We start from the raw sequence: 17,952 nt of genomic DNA on the forward strand, positions 1-17,952 counted from the left end.
GGGTCAGGCTCCCGCTGCGACGAGGACGGCGGCCACGGCCAGGACGAGGGAACCCGCGAGCAGCGCGCCGAGGTAGGTCTGCACATTGCCGGTCTGGGCGCGGCGGACGGCCGCGCCGAGCAGGCGGGGCGCACCGGCCGCGCCGCGTACGTACGTCTCGACGACCTCGCGGTCGAGGAAGCGGACGAGACCGGCGGCGGCGCGCACGGGGCGGACGAACAGGGCGCTGTAGACGGCGTCGAGGTGGAAACCGGCTGCCGCGTGGCGGTGGAGGGGCCCGAGGAGGAGGCGGCCGGGGTCGGCGGGGTCGGTGGCCCCGGCGATGGAGCCGTAGGCGGCCTCGTGGGTGGCGATGGCCTCGACCTCGGAGACGGCGTCGGCGGCGTCCGGGTGGGCGGCCACGGCGCCGATCGGTACGCGGGCGGCCCGCGCCGAGGTGTGCCGCCACGCGGCGTACATGACCAGGAGGCCGATGAGGGCGGCCCCGGTGCCGAGGACGGAGGTGGTGAGGGTCGGGGTGAGCGTCTCACCGTCGAACCAGTCGGGGAGGGTGCCGTAGAACAGTCCGAGGGCGACGGTGGGGATGAAGAGCACCCACAGGACGGCGTTCAGGGCGATCGGCTGCCTGCCGTGGTCGGGGGCCTGCTCGCCCTTGCCGCGGAAGGCGAGCAGCCACAGCCGTCCGGCGTAGGCGGCGGTGAGCAGCGCGGTGAGCACCCCGGCCACGAGTACGGTCCAGCCGACGCCCGTGGGCACGGCGGCGGTGTGGCCGGTGGCGGCGTGTTCGGCGGCGCCGAGGACGGCTTCCTTGGAGAAGAAGCCCGCGAACGGGGGGATGGCGGCGAGCGCGAGCAGCGCGACCGTGGTCGTCCAGTAGGCGTCCGGGATGCGCCCCGGCAGGCCGCTCATCCGGGACATGGCGGCGAGGGAGTTCGTCCCGGCCGCGTGGATGATCACGCCCGCGCCGAGGAAGAGCAGCGCCTTGAACGCGCCGTGGGCGATGAGGTGGAAGACGGCCGCGCCGCGGTCGTCGACGGCCAGCGCGCCGGTCATGTAGCCGAGCTGGCCGACGGTCGAGTAGGCGAGGACGCGTTTGATGTCGTCCTGGGCGAGCGCGGCGAGCGCCGAGCCGACCATGGTGATGGCCGCCATGGCGGCGAGGACGGCGAGGGCTGCGGCCGAGGAGGCGAAGACGGGCAGCAGCCGGGCGATGAAGTAGACACCGGCGGCGACCATGGTGGCGGCGTGGATCAGCGCGGACACCGGGGTGGGACCGGCCATCGCGTCCGGCAGCCAGGTGTGGAGCGGGAACTGGGCCGACTTGCCCGCGACCCCGGCCAGCAGCAGCAGCGCGATCAGGGTGGGGTGGTCCAGCGGGACGCCGGAGGTGGTGGCGGTGAGCCGGGCGTAGATCTCGCTGATGCGGAACGTGCCGGTGTCCCCGGCGAGCGCGAAGATGCCGATCAGGAACGGCACGTCGCCCAGCTTGGTGACGAGGAACGCCTTGAGGGAGGCGGACCGGGCGGCCGCGGTCTCCCAGTAGTGGCCGACCAGGAAGTACGAGCAGATGCCCATGATCTCCCAGCCGACGAGCAGCACGATCAGGTCGTCGGAGTAGACGACGAGGAGCATCGCGGCGGTGAAGAGGGAGACGAGCGCGGCGTAGGAGGGGTAGCGGGGGTCGTCCCGCAGATAGCCGGTCGAGTAGATCTGCACGCAGCACGCGACGACGCCGACGAGGACCGCGACCAGGGCGGCGAACCCGTCGATGTGCAGCGCGAGGTCGATCGGGACCGAGCCGGTGTCGGCGAGCCGGGTGGCGATGGTCAGCGGGGCCTTCCCGGCGCCCTCGCCGCCGCCCTGGCGTACGGCGACGACCACGGCCAGCACGGTCGCGGCGAGGGTGGGCAGGAGGGCGAGGGGGCGTACGAAGCCGGGGGCGCGGCGGCCCAGGAGCAGTCCCGCGGCGGCACCGAGGAAGGGCAGGAGGGGGACGAGAACGGCGGCGGTCGTGGTCGTCACGCGGTCTGCCTCCGGGCGGGAATTCCCTGGTCGGCGCTGTGGTCGGGGCCGTTGTCAGAGCCGTTGCCAGGGCCGTTGTCAGTGGCGGCTGCCATGCTGTCGTCCATGGGGTCCTGGCCGCTCGGCGGGGGGTCGGCCAGGTCCCGGAGCCGGTCGACGTCGGAGGTGCCCCGGTTGCGGTACACGAGCAGGACGATGGCGAGACCGATGCCGATCTCGGCGGCGGCGATGGCGATGGTGAACAGGGTGAGCGCCTGGCCCGCGTGCAGGGTGTCGCGGAGCCAGACGTCGAAGGCGACGAGGTTGAGGTTGACGGCGTTGAGCATCAGCTCGACCGACATCAGCACCAGGATCGCGTTGCGGCGGGCCAGCACGCCGTACAGGCCGGTGCAGAAGAGGAGGACGGCGAGCACGGCGGGGTAGGCGAGGTGCATCAGCGCTCCTCCTCGACCTTCTTGCGGGACAGCACGATCGCGCCGACGAGCGCGGCGAGCAGCAGCACGGACAGCGCCTCGAACGGCAGCACCCAGTACCGGAAGAGGCTCTCACCCGAGACGGCGGTGGAGCCCTGTACGCCCTTGTCCAGGTCGATCCAGGTGGCCCGGAAGGCGTCCACGACCACCCACACCAGCGCGGCCGCGGCGGTGACGGCCACCGCGAGGGCGGCCGGGCGGTTGCCCGAATCGGCGTCCGGGGAGCGGCCGATGGGCGCCCTGGTCATCATCAGCCCGAAGAGGAGGAGGACGACGACGGAGCCGACGTAGATCAGCACCTGCACCCACGCGATGAACTCCGCGGTGAGCAGCAGGTATTCGACGGCGATGCCACCGAGCGCCACCACCAGCCACAGGGCGGCGTGCACCAGTTGCTTGGTGGTGACGGTGATGACGGCCGCGGCGAACGTCACGATGCCCACGAGGAGGAAGGCGATCTCGACGCCGGTGGGCGACAGGAACCCGTGGCCGGTGGCGGCCAGGTGGACCGCGGTGCTCACGAGGCGGCCCCGTTCGTCCCGTCGTTCGCTTCCGCCGCGTCGGCGGCCTTGGCGGCTTCGGCTGCCTTCGCTTCTTCGGCTGCCTTCGCTTCGGCCGCGGCCTGCTTCTCGGCGGCCTTGCGGGCGGCGCCGATCTCCTTCGGCTCCTCGGCGGCCGGGTCCAGCGCGGGCGGCGCGGGCACCGTCCACATCCATTCGCGGAGCTTGTCCCGCTCATGGGTGAGGTCGCGGATGTCCTCCTCCGCGTACTCGAACTCCGGCGACCAGAACAGCGCGTCGAAAGGACACACCTCGATGCAGATACCGCAGTACATGCACAGGGCGAAGTCGATGGCGAACCGGTCCAGCACGTTGCGGCTGCGCTCGCGCCCGCCCGGCGCCGCCGGGGGCGCCGTCTCCTTGTGCGAGTCGATGTAGATGCACCAGTCCGGGCACTCGCGCGCACAGAGCATGCAGACCGTGCAGTTCTCCTCGAACAGCCCGATCACCCCGCGGGTACGGGGCGGCAGTTCGGGCTGGACCTCCGGATACTGCGCGGTGTGCGACCTGCGGGTCATCGTGCGCAGGGTGACAGCCAGGCCCTTGGCCAGGCCGGAACCGGGAATACCCATCAGGAGATCACCACCTTGACGACGCCGGTGAGGGCGATCTGGGCGAGAGAGAGCGGAATGAGGCAGGTCCAGGCGAGCTTCTGCAGCTGGTCCTCGCGCAGCCGCGGATAGCTCACCCGCAGCCAGATCACGACGAAGGCGAGGACGGCCGTCTTGAGCAGCGTCCACAGCCAGCCCACGTCGCCCGAGAACGGACCGTGCCAGCCGCCGAGGAAGAGGACGGTGGTCAGCCCGCACAGGATCACGATGCCCGCGTACTCGGCGAGCAGGAAGAGCGCGAACCGCAGCCCGGTGTACTCGGTGTACGCACCGAAGATGATCTCGGAGTCGGCCACCGGGGCGTCGAACGGCGGGCGTTGCAGCTCCGCCAGCCCGGCGGTGAAGAACACCAGCCCGCCGACGATCTGCCACGGCACCCACCACCACTCGAACGCGTCGAGGATGCCGGGCAGCGACACCGTGCCCGCGGCCATCGCCACGGACGCGGCGGCGAGCAGCATCGGCAGCTCGTACGCCATGAGCTGAGCGGCGGTGCGGAGGCCGCCGAGCAGGGAGAACTTATTGGCCGAGGCCCAGCCCGCCATCAGCGAGCCCAGCACGCCGACGCCCATCACCGCGAGCGCGAAGAAGATGCCCGCGTCGATGGTCTCCCCGACCGCGCCGCCCGGGCCGATCGGGATCGCGACCAGGACCAGCAGATACGGCAGCAGCGCGACGGCGGGCGCGAGCTGGAAGATCCGCCGGTCGGCCCCGGCCGGAACGATGTCCTCCTTCTGCGCGAACTTCACCCCGTCCGCGACCAGCTGGGCCCACCCGTGGAACCCACCCGCGTACATCGGCCCGAGGCGGCCCTGCATATGGGCCATGACCTTGTGCTCGGTCTGACCGACGAGCAGCGGGAGGACCAGGAACGCGACGAGCAGGGCGAGCAGTCGCAGCGCGACGTCGAGGACGTCGTTCACGCGGTGCCTCCTGGTGGTCCGTCGGGGTGGTTCGTCGTCTCGTCATCGCCGCCGGGTTTCGCGGCGTCCGGTTGCTCGCGGGCGTCCGGTTTCGCGGCGTCCTGTTCCGGGGTACCGGATTGGCCCTCGTCCGCTCCCGGCTCGCGACCGGACGCGGGGGCCTCCGGCGCGGTGCCGGGCTCCTCCGCGTCGTCCCGGGCCGGGCGCGGGTTGTGCCAGGGGGCATCGGACGAGCGGGGCCGCCGTGCCGGGCGCGTGCCCGGGCCGCCGGAGGGCCGTCCGTCGGACCGCTCGTCCGCCGCATCAGCCTGGGCGGGGCCCGATGCGTCGGGCGCCGTCGTCCCGGGTTCCGCGTCAGCGGCCGTCCGCTCGGGCGCCGAGGTCTGTTCCGATGGCGTCGGCTCACCAGGTGACGCACTGCGCGTGCGGCGGGCCGGGCGCTCGGGCGCCGGGGTCTGCTCCGGCGATGTCGGCTCCGCGGTCGACCCCGCATCCGCCGGGGCGTCCGTCGCCGGTGCCGTGTCGGCAGCCGCCGCGGCCCGCTGGGCCGCCGAGTCCTCGCCCGCACTGCGGGCAGCGCGGCTCGACTGCTCGGCCGAGGCCGCCCCCGATGCGTCGGGGGCCGTCGTCCCGGGCTCCGCGTCAGCGGCCGTCGTCCCGGCCGCCCGCTGGCTCGCCGAACCCGCCGACGCGCTGCGTGCGCGGCGGGCAGGGCGCTCGGGGGGCGGCGTCGCCTCAGCGGCCGTCTCGGGCTGCTGGGGGGCCGAGCCCGGTGCTGTGGGGCGGGGGCGACGGACCGGGCGGTCGCCCGCCGCGCGGGCGCCGCGGGCCGGGCGGGCGGGGGCGGGCGGGAGCTGGCCCTTGAGGGGGCCCCATTCGTTGGGGTCGGGCACGCCCGGCGGGAGCATCTGGCGCCGCTTGGGGCCGCCGTGCTCGGACTCCCCCGGCTCCTTCGCGCCCGGCCAGGCCTTGGCGACCCGGGCCGCCAGCACGAAGTCCTTGCGCAGCGGGTGGCCCTCGAAGTTGTCGGGCAGCAGCAGCGGCGCGAGGCCGGGGTGACCGGTGAAGCCGATCCCGAACATCTCGTGGGTCTCGCGCTCGTGCCAGGCTGCGCCCGCGTAAACGGCCACGGCGGTGGGCAGCGCGGCCGCGTCGTGCGGGACGGTGGTGCGGACCAGCAGGCGGCGTATGGCGGCGCCGGGCGTGAGGGCGACGACGTGGGCGGCCACGCGGAAGCCCTGGCCGGGCTCGTCCACCGCGCTCAGCCAGTCGAAGTAGGTGCAGCCGAGGGTGTCGCGGGCGGTCTCCAGCGCCGTGATCCAGGCCTCGGCGGGCACGTCGACGGTGAGCAGGCTGTATGCCTCCTCGGCCGTGGCGCCTTCGCCGAACAGTTCGGCGGCGGGGGCCGGAAGCCAGCCCACCGCGGCTTCCTGGGTCGACTCGGTCGGCCCGGTCGGCTCAGGCTCCTCGTTCGGCTCAGGCGCCTCGTTCGGCTCCGTCATCGCGCGTCCTCCCCACCCGTCGGGGGCGCGACCAGGCCGCTGCGCAGCGCGGCCGTGGACGGGCGGTCGTCACGCGTCGCGTACCGCTCCCCCAGCGACTCGCGGGCGATCTTCTCCTGGAGCTTGAGAATCCCCTGGAGCAGCGCCTCGGGCCGGGGCGGGCAGCCGGGGACGTACACGTCGACCGGGATGATCTGGTCGACGCCCTTGGTGACGGCGTACGAGTCCCAGTACGGGCCGCCGCAGTTCGAGCAGGCGCCGAAGGAGATCACGTACTTCGGTTCCGGCATCTGTTCGTAGAGCCGCTTGACCGCGGGCGCCATCTTGTCCGTGACCGTGCCGGAGACGACCATGAGGTCGGCCTGGCGCGGGCCGGGCGCGAAGGGGATCACGCCGAGCCGCATGAAGTCGTGGCGGGCCATCGAGGCGGCGATGAACTCGATGGCACAGCAGGCCAGCCCGAAGTTGAACACCCACAGGCTGTAGCGGCGGCCCCAGTTCAGGACCACCTTCATCGGTTCGGGCGCCAGCCGGGCGAGCGGGCCGAGGCGGCGCGGCTCCGGGAGATCCACGGGAGCCTGCGCGGGGGTCGGTGTCACGTCCATTCCAGGACGCCCTTCTTCCATGCGTACAGCAGACCTACGGCGAGAAACCCGAGGAAGATGAACATCTCCACCAGGGTGGCGGCGCCGAAACCGGGCGCGGCGAAGACCGTCGCCCAGGGGAACAGGAAGATCGAATCCACCGCGAAAATCACGTACAGGAAAGCGTAGACGTAGTAGCGGACCTGGGTGTGTGCCCAGCTCTCGCCCACGGGGTCCACGCCGCACTCGTAGGTCAGCAGCTTCTCCGGCGTCGGCACCACCGGCCGCAGCAGCCGCCCTGCCCCGAAGGCCACGGCGACGAAGACCACCCCAACCGCCGCGGCCAGACCCACCAGCGTATAGGCGTGGAAGTAGTCGGCCGCGAGCGGGACGCTACTGGCCGCGCGTACGGTCGTCGCCTCCGGCACGTCCGCCCCTCGCTCCCTGTTCCTGCCTGCTGCTCGTCGACCTCGTGTGTTCGACGATCCGTACGCACGGGAGTCTAGGCCCTACCGGCGGTGGGGTGATCCGCCCGTCCGGCATGCGGAGCGCGGCACGGGTCCGGGGCGGGTCCCCGACGAGCGCGGCAAGGGGCCGGGGCAGGGCCGGAACGGTGGGGATAGCCCTACTCACGCCCGGCGACGTACCCCATGGCGCCGCCCGCCCGGGCGCGGCAGTCTTTGCTGCCATGACCTCCAGTTCCCCCGGCGAGGGCGGCGGCGAGCGACTGCCGCGCCCACCCGCCTTCGGCTATCCCGCGCAGACATGGAAGGAGATCTCCCATCTCCTGGTCAATCTGCCGATGGGCATCTTCGGTTTCGTCTACGCGCTGACCTGGCTGGCCGTGGGCGTGGGCATGGCGGTAACGATCGCGGGTCTGCCGGTGCTGGCCGTGGGCCTGCTGGGCAGCCGCGGGTTCGCCCGGTCCGAACGGCAGCGGGCCCGTGCGCTGCTGTCGGTCCGGGTGGACGAGCCCAGCCGGATGCCGGGCCGCCCCGGCGAAGGCTTCTTCGGCTGGCTGTGGCGGAGCCTGCGGGACCCGGTGGGCTGGCGCGCGACGCTCTACGCCGCCATCCGGATGCCCTGGGGCATCCTGACCTTCGCCGTGACGCTGACCTCGCTGTTCATCGCCTGGCCGGTGCTGCCCTGGATCGCCCGGGCGCTGACCAACGTCGACCGGCTGATGGTGCGCGGGCTGCTGTCGCCGTCGGATGAGCTGGAGCGGCGTATCACGGAGCTGGAGTCGGACCGGGGCACGGTCGTCGACACCGCAGCCGCCGACCTGCGCCGCATCGAACGCGACCTCCACGACGGAGCACAAGCCCGCCTCGTCGCCCTCGCCATGGACCTCGGCCTCGCCAAAGAAAAACTCGACGAAGACCCCCAAACAGCCGCCCGCATGGTCGACGAAGCCCACGGCGAAATCAAACTCGCCCTCCAAGAACTCCGCGACCTCGCCCGCGGCATCCACCCCGCCATCCTCACCGACCGCGGCCTCGGCCCCGCCCTCTCCGCACTCGCCGCCCGCTGCACCGTCCCCGTCACCGTCACCACCGACCTACCCCAACGACCCGCACCCGCCATCGAAGGCATCGCCTACTTCACCGTCTCCGAACTCCTCCAGAACATCAGCAAACACAGCCACGCCCGGACGGCATCGGTGACCCTGGCCCGGTCCGGCAGCAGGCTGCTGATCCGGGTGCGGGACGACGGACGCGGGGGTGCGTCCCCGGCCGGGGGCAGCGGGCTGGCCGGGCTGGCGGAACGGCTGGGCTCGGTCGACGGCCGGTTCGTGGTGGACTCCCCGCCCGGCGGCCCGACCTCGGTGGACGCCGAGCTGCCGTGGCGCGACCGCGACGGCGGCAGCCATACCGGCGGAGCCCCCCGCCGCCCGGCGGCTGCCCGCCGCACACCATGAGCCGGGCGGAAGGGGTGGGGTTAGCCCCCGGCTGAAGACGCCGACCCGCTTCATGGCCCGGCCCACCGGCGCCCGGGACTCTGGAACACGACGACAGCGGTACGACGACAGCGGACAAGCCGGGCACCGGCTTCGGGAGGACGGACGACGAGATGGCCACCGCATACGGACCGTACGGGCCGGGGAGCGAGCCCCGGCGCGGCCTGGTGCCGCCGGTACTGCGCGCGCCGTTCGAGGCCCGCGTCTGGCGCGAGTTCCTCTATCTGATGATCAGCCTGCCGATGGCGCTCCTGACCTTCACCTACGCGGTTGTCATGCTCTCCCTCGGCGCGGGGCTCCTGATCACCTTCCTCGGCGTTCCGGTGCTCGGCGCCGCCCTCGCGGGCTGCCGGGGCATCGGGGTCGTGGAGCGGGCCCGCGCCCGTGCGCTGCTGGGGCTGGAGGTGGCGGAGCCGGAGCCGGTGCGCACGTCCGGCGGCAAGCGGGGGCCGGTGTCGTGGGTGGGCGCGCTGCTCAAGAGCGGCACCTCGTGGCGGCACGCCCTGTACGCGCTGCTGCACCTGCCGTGGGCGATCTTCGGCTTCACCGTGGCGATCGTGTTCGCCTGCTACGGCTGGGGTTTCGCGACGTATCCGCTGTGGCGGTGGGTCTTCCCCACGTACCTCGGCCGACCGGGCATCGAGCTGTTCGAGGACGGCAGCCGGGGGCGCCACTTCTACCTGGACACCCCGTTCGAGGTCACCGCGGCCTGCGTCCTCGGGGTGCTGGTCCTCCTGGCGACGCCGTGGGTGATGCGGGCGCTGACCACCGTCGACCGGCTCCTGGTCATCGGGCTGCTGGGGCCGTCCCGGCTCGCGACCCGGGTGTGGGAGCTGGAGTCGGACCGGGGCACGGTCGTCGACACCGCCGCCGCCGACCTGCGCCGCATCGAACGCGACCTCCACGACGGAGCACAAGCCCGCCTCGTCGCCCTCGCCATGGACCTCGGCCTCGCCAAAGAAAAACTCGACGAAGACCCCCAAACAGCCGCCCGCATGGTCGACGAAGCCCACGGCGAAATCAAACTCGCCCTCCAAGAACTCCGCGACCTCGCCCGCGGCATCCACCCCGCCATCCTCACCGACCGCGGCCTCGGCCCCGCCCTCTCCGCACTCGCCGCCCGCTGCACCGTCCCCGTCACCGTCACCACCGACCTACCCCAACGACCCGCACCCGCCATCGAAGGCATCGCCTACTTCACCGTCTCCGAACTCCTCCAGAACATCAGCAAACACAGCGCCGCACGCACCGCCGATGTCGACGTGTGGCGCGCCGACGGCCGGGTGATGCTGCGGGTCGGCGACGACGGGCGCGGCGGGGCCAATGCCTCGGCCGGGGGCAGCGGGCTGGCGGGGCTGGCCGAGCGCATCGAGGCGGTCGACGGGGTGCTGATCGTCCACTCCCCGCCCGGCGGCCCGACCTCGGTGACCGTGGAGCTGCCCTGGCGCTGACGGCGGCCCCCGGTCCCGGTCACACAGGTCCCCCAGGCCCCCGCGCGCGGTATGCGCGACGAAGGCGTCCGAATCCTGGAATGCTGGCCCCGACAACGCGGAAACGACTGGGGGCCGGGCATCGTGGTGGAGGACAGAGTGCGGGTGGTCATCGCCGAGGATTCGGTGCTGCTGCGGGAGGGCCTGACCCGGCTGCTGACCGACCGCGGCCATGACGTCGTCATGGGAGTGGGGGACGCGGAGGCGCTGGTCAAGGCCATCCGCGAGCTGGCCGACGAGGGCGCGCTGCCGGATGTGGTGGTCGCCGACGTACGGATGCCGCCCAGCCACACCGACGAGGGGGTGCGGGCCGCGATCCAGCTGCGCCGCGACCATCCCGGGATCGGCGTGCTGGTGCTCTCGCAGTACGTGGAGGAGCAGTACGCGACCGAGCTGCTGGCCGGGAACAGCCGCGGCATCGGCTATCTGCTCAAGGACCGGGTGGCCGACGTGCGCGAGTTCGTGGACGCGGTGGTGCGGGTGGCCCGCGGCGGTACGGCGCTGGACCCGGAGGTCGTCGCCCAGCTGCTGGGCCGCAGCCGCAAACAGGACGTACTGGCCGGGCTCACCCCTCGGGAGCGGGAGGTCCTGGTCCTGATGGCCGAGGGCCGGACGAACGGGGCGATCGCCCGGCAGCTGGTGGTGAGCGACGGCGCGGTCGAGAAGCACATCAGCAACATCTTCCTGAAGCTCGGCCTGTCGCCGAGTGACGGGGATCACCGCCGGGTGCTCGCCGTGCTCACGTACCTCAACTCCTGACGGCGGTGTCCGCCGCCGGTCGCCAAGGGGGTCGTAGGACCACAGGACGACCAAAGCGGGACCAAAGGCCGAGTGAGGGGATCACCAGAATTGACGCCACGGGGGTAGGGAAAGTCATGCCACGTCACGGCATAACGGACACTTGGCTCGGGATTCATCAGGCGCTCCGGCCAAGGAAGGCGAGCCTTACCGACGTACGATGGCCGTGGGACAACCGGTCGGCACCGACGGTCTAAGGTGCGCCGCCTCTAGGGAGGTCCGAAGCAGTGACCAGCCAGGTCAGCAGCCCGGCCGAGCAGGCCGAACCAGCCGATCAGCAGAGCGAGCGGGGGCTCGCCGGGGAACGGGGAACACCGGACGGCGGCAAGGAGGTCCGCCGTCTGGATCGCGTCATCATCCGATTCGCGGGTGACTCGGGTGACGGTATGCAGCTCACCGGAGACCGGTTCACCTCGGAGACGGCGTCGTTCGGGAACGACCTGTCGACTCTGCCGAACTTCCCGGCGGAGATCCGCGCGCCCGCCGGAACCCTGCCCGGAGTGTCGAGCTTCCAGCTCCACTTCGCCGATCACGACATCCTCACCCCCGGCGACGCGCCGGACGTTCTGGTGGCGATGAATCCGGCCGCGCTCAAGGCCAACCTGGGCGACGTGCCGCGCGGCGCCGACATCATCGTCAACACCGACGAGTTCACCAAGCGGCCGATGGCGAAGGTCGGCTACGAGCGCAGCCCGCTCGAAGACGGCTCGCTGGATGCGTACCAGGTCCACCCGGTGCCGCTGACGACGCTGACCATCGAGGCCCTCAAGGAGTTCGGGCTGTCGCGGAAGGAGGCGGAGCGCAGCAAGAACATGTTCGCGCTCGGCCTGCTGTCGTGGATGTACCACCGGCCCACGGAGAACACCGAGAAGTTCCTGCGCCAGAAGTTCGCCAAGAAGCCGCAGATCGCCGAGGCGAACGTGGCGGCCTTCCGGGCCGGGTGGAACTTCGGCGAGACCACCGAGGACTTCGCCGTCTCCTACGAGGTGGCGCCCGCCTCCACCGCCTTCCCGGCGGGGACGTACCGGAACATCTCCGGCAACCTGGCGCTGTCCTACGGGCTGGTCGCCGCGTCCCGGCAGGCGGATCTGCCGCTGTTCCTGGGCTCGTACCCGATCACCCCGGCCTCCGACATCCTGCACGAGCTGAGCAAGCACAAGAACTTCGGCGTGCGCACCTTCCAGGCCGAGGACGAGATCGCGGGCATCGGCGCGGCGCTGGGCGCGGCGTTCGGCGGGCAGCTCGCGGTGACCACCACGTCCGGGCCGGGGGTGGCGCTGAAGTCGGAGACCATCGGGCTCGCGGTCAGCCTGGAGCTGCCGCTGCTGGTGATCGACATCCAGCGCGGCGGGCCGTCCACGGGGCTGCCGACCAAGACCGAGCAGGCGGATCTGCTCCAGGCGATGTACGGGCGCAACGGCGAGGCGCCGGTGCCGATCGTGGCCCCGAAGACCCCGGCCGACTGCTTCGACGCCACGCTGGAAGCGGCGCGCATCGCGCTCACCTACCGCACCCCGGTCTTCCTGCTGTCCGACGGCTATCTGGCCAACGGGTCGGAGCCGTGGCGGGTGCCGGATGTCGACGGCCTGCCGGATCTGCGGGTCCAGTTCGCGACCGGCCCCAACCACACCACCGAGGACGGCACCGAGGTCTTCTGGCCGTACAAGCGCGACCCGCTGACCCTGGCCCGCCCGTGGGCGGTGCCCGGCACCCCGGGGCTGGAGCACCGCATCGGCGGCATCGAGAAGCAGGACGGCTCCGGCAACATCTCCTACGACCCCGCCAACCACGACTACATGGTCCGCGTCCGGCAGGCCAAGGTCGACGGCATCGAGGTCGAGGATCTGACGGTGGACGACCCCACCGGCGACGCCCGCACCCTGGTGCTGGGCTGGGGCTCGACGTACGGGCCGATCACCGCCGCCGTGCGCCGGGTGCGCCGGGCGGGCGACCGGATCGCCCAGGCCCATCTGCGCCATCTGAACCCCTTCCCGGCCAACCTGGGAGCGGTGCTGGCCCGCTACGACAAGGTCGTCGTGCCCGAGATGAACCTCGGCCAGCTCGCCACCCTCATCCGCGCCAAGTACCTCGTCGACACCCGCTCCTTCACACAGGTGCGGGGACTGCCGTTCAAGGCCGAGCAGCTGGCGACGGCCCTCAAGGAGGCCATCGATGACTGAGACCATCTCGCAGCCGCCCACCGCTCTGGCCGAGGCGCTGTCCCTGGTGCCCAAGGCCGAGGGCAAGCAGTCGATGAAGGACTTCAAGTCCGACCAGGAAGTGCGCTGGTGCCCCGGCTGCGGTGACTACGCGGTCCTCGCCGCCGTCCAGGGCTTCATGCCCGAACTGGGGCTGGCGAAGGAGAACATCGTCTTCGTCTCCGGCATCGGCTGCTCCTCCCGCTTCCCGTACTACATGAACACCTACGGGATGCACTCCATCCACGGCCGCGCCCCGGCGATCGCCACCGGTCTCGCCGCCTCCCGGCGCGATCTGTCGGTATGGGTGGTCACTGGTGACGGCGATGCGCTGTCCATCGGCGGCAACCACCTCATCCACGCCCTGCGCCGCAATGTGAACCTGAAGATCCTGCTCTTCAACAACCGCATCTACGGGCTCACCAAGGGCCAGTACAGCCCGACCTCCGAGGTCGGCAAGATCACCAAGTCCACCCCGATGGGGTCCCTGGACGCGCCGTTCAACCCGCTCTCGCTGGCGATCGGCGCCGAGGCGGGCTTCGTCGCCCGCACCGTGGACTCCGACCGCAAGCACCTCACCCAGGTGCTGCGCGAGGCCGCCGCCCACCCGGGCACCGCGCTGGTGGAGATCTACCAGAACTGCAACATCTTCAACGACGGCGCCTTCGACGCGCTCAAGGACAAGGAGCGGGCCGAGGAGGCCGTGATCCGGCTGGAGCACGGCAGACCGATCCGCTTTGGCGCCGGGCTGGCCAAGGGCGTCGTCCGCGACCAGGCCACCGGTGACCTGGAGGTCGTCGCGGTCACCCCGGAGAACGAGGACCGCGTCCTGGTCCACGACGCCCACGCGGACTCCCCGACCAACGCGTTCGCGCTGTCCCGGCTGGCCCACCCGGACACCCTGCACCACACCCCCATCGGGGTACTGCGCGACGTCCGGCGCCCGGTCTACGACGACCAGATGTCGACGCAGCTCGACGCCGCCGTCGAGCAGAAGGGCAAGGGCGACCTCGGCGCGCTGCTCGCGGGCAACGACACCTGGACCGTCGTCGGCTGAGCCGCACGACCGCATTTCCCGCACACACGGCCAGGCCGGGTCTACGCACCCGGCCTGGCCGCGTCGTACGCCGCCCGGGCCTCCAGTACCTCCGGGGCGCACTCCTCCGCCCAGCCCGCCAGCGCCCCCACCCGGCTCGCCGCCTCCCGACCCAGGCCGGTCAGGGAGTAATCCACATGCGGCGGGATGACGGGGTGCGCCTCGCGGTGGACGAAACCGTCGCGCTCCAGGGTCTGGAGCGTCTGGGCGAGCACCTTCTCGCTGACCCCGCCGATCTCGCGCCGCAGCTCACTGAAGCGGTGGGTGCCGTCCAGCAGGACGGCGAGCACCAGCACACCCCAGCGGCTGGTCATGTGCTCCAGGATCAGCCGCGAAGGGCAGACCGTGGGGTTACCACTTACCTTCATGCCAGTACCTTACGTCAAAGTGGGTACTTTCGAATGGTTAGCGCTGTGCCTAGAGTGGCTCACGGAAGCCAGACGAGACGTCGCGGCCAGCAGCCGCGAGCACAAGAGCAGAAGAGAGAGACACCCCCATGAGCATCGTCGTCACCGGAGCCACCGGGCACCTCGGCCGCCTCGTCATCGACGGCCTGCTGGAGAAGGTTCCGGCCGACCGGATCACCGCGGTCGTACGCGACGCCGACAAGGCCGCCGGTCTCGCCGCCCGCGGCGTCACCCTGAAGGTGGCCGACTACAGCCGCCCCGAGACGCTGCGCGGCGCCTTCGCCGCGGGCGACAAGGTGCTGCTGATCTCCGGCAGCGAGGTCGGGCAGCGCGTTCCGCAGCACCAGGCCGTCATCGACGCCGCCAAGGAGGCCGGGGTCGCGCTGCTCGCCTACACCAGCATCCTGGGCGGTCCGGCCGCCGACTTCACGCTCGCCGACGAACACCGCGCCACCGAGCAGGCCATCACCGAGTCCGGTCTGCCGTACGCGCTGCTGCGCAACGGCTGGTACAACGAGAACTACACCGAGCGGCTGGCCCCCGTGCTGGAGCACGGCGCCGTCGTCGCCGCCGCGGGCGAGGGCCGGGTCGCCTCCGCCTCGCGCGCCGACTACGCGGCCGCCGCCGTCGCCGTACTGACCGGCGAGGGCCACGAGAACACGGCCTACGAGCTGTCCGGCGACACCGCCTGGAGCTTCGCCGAGTACGCCGCCGAGATCGCCCGCCAGACCGGCAAGGAGATCGCCTACCGCGCCGTCTCCGCCGACGAGGTCCGGGGAATCCTCACCGGCGCGGGCCTGCCCGAGCCGCTCGCCGCCATCCTGGCCGACGTCGACGCCGCGATCGAGCGCGGCCGACTGGCCGCCACCCCCGGCGACCTGTCCCGACTGACCGGTCGCCCCACCACCCCGATCGCGGACTCCCTCACCCTGGCCCTCAAGGGCTGACCCCACGGCCCGGGCGCACGGCCCGGGGCGGCCCGGGGCGGCCTGCCTGTCAGTCCCATATCGCGGATACGGTGATGACAGGCGGGCCGCCCGGCGTTACCGTCGGACAGGCTCCCGATCGGTCGTCACGCCCCGGGGCCGCCGCGCCGTCGGGGAGGGCCCTCATGCAGCCGCAGCACCGCCAGGACCGCGCCGGTCTCCTCTGCGGCTTCGCCGCGTACGGCCTGTGGGGCCTCGCCCCGCTCTTCTGGCCGCTGCTGCAGCCCGCCGGGGCGGTGGAGATCCTCGCCCACCGCATGGTCTGGTCGCTGGTGGTCGTCGGACTCATCCTGCTGGTGCTGCGCCGCTGGTCCTGGGTCGGGCCGCTGCTGCGGCAGCCCCGGCGGCTCGGTCTCGTCGCGCTCGCCGCGACCGCCATCTCCGTCAACTGGGGCCTGTACATCTGGGGCGTCAACAGCGGACACGTCGTCGAGACGGCGCTCGGCTACTTCATCAATCCCCTGGTCAGCATCGGCTTCGGCGTCCTGCTGCTGCGCGAGCGGCTGCGCCCCGCGCAGTGGGCGGCGGTCGGCGTCGGCGTGGTAGCGGTGGGCGTGCTGGCCGTCGGCTACGGCAAGCTGCCCTGGATCTCCCTCACGCTGGCCTTCTCGTTCGCCACGTACGGCCTGGTCAAGAAGCGGATCGGACTGGACGGGCTGGAGTCGCTGGCGGCCGAGACCGCCGTCCAGTTCCTGCCCGCGCTGGGCTTCCTCGTCTACCTCACGGCGCGCGGCGACAGCACGTTCGGCAGCGGCGGCGGCATGGGGCATTCGGTGCTGCTGGTGAGCTGCGGGGTGATCACCGCGGGGCCGCTGATCCTGTTCGGGGCCGCCGCGGTACGGCTGCCGCTGTCGACGATCGGGATGCTCCAGTACCTCACCCCCACCTCGCAGTTCATCCTCGGGGTGACCCTCTTCCACGAGTCCATGCCGCCCGAGCGGTGGGCGGGCTTCGCCCTCGTCTGGCTCGCCCTCGCGCTGCTCACCTGGGACGCGCTGCACACGGCGCACCGGGCGCGCCGGGCGCTGGCGGACGCCGCCGTACGGGCGGCCGTGGCACCGGGCGTGAGCCCGGACGTGACGCCAGGCGTGGCACCGGGCGTAACGCCGGGCAGGGCGGCGGAGGCACAGCCGGGACCGCTATCCGGCGGATGATGTCCGGTTTCCGCTCTTGACGGAGCATCAGCCACACCCGGAGCATCAGCACGCGCCATCTCGGCGTCATATCGTCATACCGCTCCACCACCCCCATGGGTACACGTACGTGCATCACACAGCGTCACGTCCTTCCGTGCAGTCCTCGTTCGGAATCGGAGCCCCCCATGTCGTCATGTGCTGATCCGCACCACACCCCCCGAAGATCCGCGAACCGCCGGGCGGCCGCCGCCGTCGCCGCCGGAGCGGCGATCGCCGCCCTGGTCTCGGCCGCCCCGGCCACCTCCGCGGCCGCCGCATCCGCGCCGTCCGCCTCAGTCGCCTCGGCCGCCTCATCCAGGGCCGCCCTCGCCGTACCGGACGTACCCCTGGCCAACGTCAAGGCGCATCTGGCCCAGCTGCAGTCCATAGCCACCGCCAACGGCGGCAACCGCGCCCACGGCCGCCCCGGCTACAAGGCGTCGCTCGACTACATCAAGGGCAAGCTGGACGCGGCCGGGTTCACCACCACCGTCCAGCAGTTCACCTCCAGCGGCTCCACCGGCTACAACCTCATCGCCGACTGGCCCGGCGGCGACGCCGACAAGGTCGTGTTCTCCGGCGCCCATCTGGACTCCGTCTCCGCCGGTCCCGGCATCAACGACAACGGCTCGGGGTCCGCCGCCATCCTGGAGACCGCGCTCACCGTCGCCCGCTCGGGGCTGCAGCCCGCCAAGCATCTGCGGTTCGCCTGGTGGGGCGCCGAGGAGCTGGGCATGGTCGGGTCGCGGAACTACGTCAACGGCCTGTCGTCCGCCAACCGGGCGAAGATCGACAGCTATCTCAACTTCGACATGATCGGCTCGCCCAACCCGGGCTACTTCGTCTACGACGACGACACCCGGCTCGAAGGGGTCTTCAAGGACTTCTTCGCCACCAAGGGCGTCCCGACGGAGATAGAGACCGAGGGCGACGGGCGCTCCGACCACGCTCCGTTCAAGAACGCGGGCATCCCGGTGGGCGGCCTGTTCAGCGGCGCCGACTACATCAAGACCGCCGCCCAGGCCCAGAAGTGGGGCGGTACCTCCGGTCAGGCCTTCGACCGCTGCTACCACCGCTCGTGCGACACCACGTCCAACACGAACGACACCGCGCTGGACCGCAACAGCGACGCCATCGCGTACGCCGTCTGGACGCTGTCCTCCTGACCCG

At 72.0% G+C, this 17,952-nt stretch carries 17 protein-coding genes; 8 read left to right on the forward strand and 9 right to left on the reverse strand.

Annotated features, from left to right (window positions below):
• Window positions 1–3: 3 nt before the first annotated feature.
• Genes ABZ370_RS32045 through ABZ370_RS32080 form a run of 8 tightly spaced genes read right to left on the reverse strand, consistent with a single transcriptional unit; the run spans window position 4 to window position 7,103 of the window.
• Window positions 4–2,022 (reverse strand): NADH-quinone oxidoreductase subunit L, encoded by a 2,019-nt coding sequence (locus ABZ370_RS32045; RefSeq protein WP_358627804.1) that lies wholly within the window; start codon window positions 2,020–2,022, stop codon window positions 4–6.
• On the reverse strand, window positions 2,019–2,456 hold the full coding sequence (nuoK, locus tag ABZ370_RS32050; protein ID WP_358627807.1) for an NADH-quinone oxidoreductase subunit NuoK: 438 nt from the start codon (window positions 2,454–2,456) through the stop codon (window positions 2,019–2,021). The genes ABZ370_RS32045 and nuoK overlap by 4 nt, the downstream gene beginning before the upstream one ends.
• Window positions 2,456–3,016 (reverse strand): NADH-quinone oxidoreductase subunit J, encoded by a 561-nt coding sequence (locus ABZ370_RS32055; protein ID WP_358627810.1) that lies wholly within the window; start codon window positions 3,014–3,016, stop codon window positions 2,456–2,458. Before ABZ370_RS32055 ends, nuoK begins: the two co-directional genes overlap by 1 nt.
• Window positions 3,013–3,627 (reverse strand): NADH-quinone oxidoreductase subunit I, encoded by a 615-nt coding sequence (locus tag ABZ370_RS32060; RefSeq protein ID WP_358627813.1) that lies wholly within the window; start codon window positions 3,625–3,627, stop codon window positions 3,013–3,015. Before ABZ370_RS32060 ends, ABZ370_RS32055 begins: the two co-directional genes overlap by 4 nt.
• Window positions 3,627–4,589, reverse strand: coding sequence for a complex I subunit 1 family protein (locus ABZ370_RS32065; RefSeq protein WP_358627816.1), 963 nt, complete (start codon window positions 4,587–4,589; stop codon window positions 3,627–3,629). The genes ABZ370_RS32060 and ABZ370_RS32065 overlap by 1 nt, the downstream gene beginning before the upstream one ends.
• Window positions 4,586–6,091, reverse strand: coding sequence for an NADH-quinone oxidoreductase subunit C (locus tag ABZ370_RS32070; RefSeq protein WP_358627819.1), 1,506 nt, complete (start codon window positions 6,089–6,091; stop codon window positions 4,586–4,588). The genes ABZ370_RS32065 and ABZ370_RS32070 overlap by 4 nt, the downstream gene beginning before the upstream one ends.
• The gene (locus ABZ370_RS32075; protein WP_358627822.1) at window positions 6,088–6,696 is read right to left on the reverse strand and encodes an NADH-quinone oxidoreductase subunit B family protein; all 609 of its coding nucleotides are present in this window, start codon (window positions 6,694–6,696) and stop codon (window positions 6,088–6,090) included. Before ABZ370_RS32075 ends, ABZ370_RS32070 begins: the two co-directional genes overlap by 4 nt.
• On the reverse strand, window positions 6,687–7,103 hold the full coding sequence (locus tag ABZ370_RS32080) for an NADH-quinone oxidoreductase subunit A (RefSeq protein WP_358627825.1): 417 nt from the start codon (window positions 7,101–7,103) through the stop codon (window positions 6,687–6,689). Before ABZ370_RS32080 ends, ABZ370_RS32075 begins: the two co-directional genes overlap by 10 nt.
• A gap of 260 nt (window positions 7,104–7,363) precedes the next feature.
• On the opposite strand from ABZ370_RS32080, the gene ABZ370_RS32085 reads away from it, so the two are divergent.
• The 5 genes from ABZ370_RS32085 to ABZ370_RS32105 all read left to right on the forward strand — a co-directional run bounded on the left by ABZ370_RS32085 (window position 7,364) and on the right by ABZ370_RS32105 (window position 14,175).
• Window positions 7,364–8,593, forward strand: coding sequence for a sensor domain-containing protein (locus ABZ370_RS32085; protein ID WP_358627828.1), 1,230 nt, complete (start codon window positions 7,364–7,366; stop codon window positions 8,591–8,593).
• 152 nt (window positions 8,594–8,745) lie between these two features.
• The gene (locus ABZ370_RS32090) at window positions 8,746–10,083 is read left to right on the forward strand and encodes a sensor domain-containing protein (RefSeq protein ID WP_358627830.1); all 1,338 of its coding nucleotides are present in this window, start codon (window positions 8,746–8,748) and stop codon (window positions 10,081–10,083) included.
• 138 nt (window positions 10,084–10,221) lie between these two features.
• Window positions 10,222–10,881 carry a response regulator transcription factor gene (locus ABZ370_RS32095; RefSeq protein WP_358628120.1) on the forward strand — a complete coding sequence of 220 codons (660 nt, stop codon included), beginning with the start codon at window positions 10,222–10,224 and terminating at the stop codon, window positions 10,879–10,881.
• 266 nt (window positions 10,882–11,147) lie between these two features.
• A complete protein-coding gene (locus ABZ370_RS32100; RefSeq protein WP_358627833.1) occupies window positions 11,148–13,100 on the forward strand; it encodes a 2-oxoacid:acceptor oxidoreductase subunit alpha in 1,953 nt (650 codons plus the stop codon).
• Window positions 13,093–14,175, forward strand: a complete 1,083-nt coding sequence (locus ABZ370_RS32105) for a 2-oxoacid:ferredoxin oxidoreductase subunit beta (RefSeq protein WP_358627836.1) — start codon at window positions 13,093–13,095, stop codon at window positions 14,173–14,175. Before ABZ370_RS32100 ends, ABZ370_RS32105 begins: the two co-directional genes overlap by 8 nt.
• Before the next feature lie 41 nt (window positions 14,176–14,216).
• On the opposite strand, the gene ABZ370_RS32110 is transcribed toward ABZ370_RS32105, so the two are convergent.
• Window positions 14,217–14,582, reverse strand: a complete 366-nt coding sequence (locus ABZ370_RS32110) for a helix-turn-helix domain-containing protein (RefSeq protein WP_358627839.1) — start codon at window positions 14,580–14,582, stop codon at window positions 14,217–14,219.
• 128 nt (window positions 14,583–14,710) lie between these two features.
• Between ABZ370_RS32110 and ABZ370_RS32115 the strand changes: the two genes are divergently transcribed.
• The 3 genes from ABZ370_RS32115 (at window position 14,711) to ABZ370_RS32125 (ending at window position 17,948) form a co-directional block, all read left to right on the forward strand.
• A complete protein-coding gene (locus ABZ370_RS32115) occupies window positions 14,711–15,568 on the forward strand; it encodes an SDR family oxidoreductase (RefSeq protein WP_358627842.1) in 858 nt (285 codons plus the stop codon).
• Between the two features lie 164 nt (window positions 15,569–15,732).
• Window positions 15,733–16,761 (forward strand): EamA family transporter RarD, encoded by a 1,029-nt coding sequence (gene rarD, locus ABZ370_RS32120; RefSeq protein ID WP_358627844.1) that lies wholly within the window; start codon window positions 15,733–15,735, stop codon window positions 16,759–16,761.
• Between the two features lie 167 nt (window positions 16,762–16,928).
• Window positions 16,929–17,948 (forward strand): M28 family metallopeptidase, encoded by a 1,020-nt coding sequence (locus ABZ370_RS32125; RefSeq protein ID WP_358627847.1) that lies wholly within the window; start codon window positions 16,929–16,931, stop codon window positions 17,946–17,948.
• Window positions 17,949–17,952 lie beyond the last annotated feature (4 nt).

This window comes from Streptomyces sp. NPDC005962, assembly GCF_040629205.1.
GTDB lineage: Bacteria > Actinomycetota > Actinomycetes > Streptomycetales > Streptomycetaceae > Streptomyces.

Excerpts from the sequence above, each read along its gene's own strand:
- ABZ370_RS32105 (WP_358627836.1), top strand. The coding sequence starts at position 13,093 with ATGACTGAGACCATCTCGCAGCCGCCCACCGCTCTGGCCGAGGCGCTG.
- ABZ370_RS32075 (WP_358627822.1), bottom strand. The coding sequence starts at position 6,696 with ATGGACGTGACACCGACCCCCGCGCAGGCTCCCGTGGATCTCCCGGAG.
- ABZ370_RS32125 (WP_358627847.1), top strand. The coding sequence starts at position 16,929 with ATGTCGTCATGTGCTGATCCGCACCACACCCCCCGAAGATCCGCGAAC.
- ABZ370_RS32090 (WP_358627830.1), top strand. The coding sequence starts at position 8,746 with ATGGCCACCGCATACGGACCGTACGGGCCGGGGAGCGAGCCCCGGCGC.
- ABZ370_RS32110 (WP_358627839.1), bottom strand. The coding sequence starts at position 14,582 with ATGAAGGTAAGTGGTAACCCCACGGTCTGCCCTTCGCGGCTGATCCTG.
- ABZ370_RS32085 (WP_358627828.1), top strand. The coding sequence starts at position 7,364 with ATGACCTCCAGTTCCCCCGGCGAGGGCGGCGGCGAGCGACTGCCGCGC.
- rarD (WP_358627844.1), top strand. The coding sequence starts at position 15,733 with ATGCAGCCGCAGCACCGCCAGGACCGCGCCGGTCTCCTCTGCGGCTTC.
- ABZ370_RS32060 (WP_358627813.1), bottom strand. The coding sequence starts at position 3,627 with ATGGGTATTCCCGGTTCCGGCCTGGCCAAGGGCCTGGCTGTCACCCTG.
- nuoK (WP_358627807.1), bottom strand. The coding sequence starts at position 2,456 with ATGCACCTCGCCTACCCCGCCGTGCTCGCCGTCCTCCTCTTCTGCACC.
- ABZ370_RS32115 (WP_358627842.1), top strand. The coding sequence starts at position 14,711 with ATGAGCATCGTCGTCACCGGAGCCACCGGGCACCTCGGCCGCCTCGTC.
- ABZ370_RS32070 (WP_358627819.1), bottom strand. The coding sequence starts at position 6,091 with ATGACGGAGCCGAACGAGGCGCCTGAGCCGAACGAGGAGCCTGAGCCG.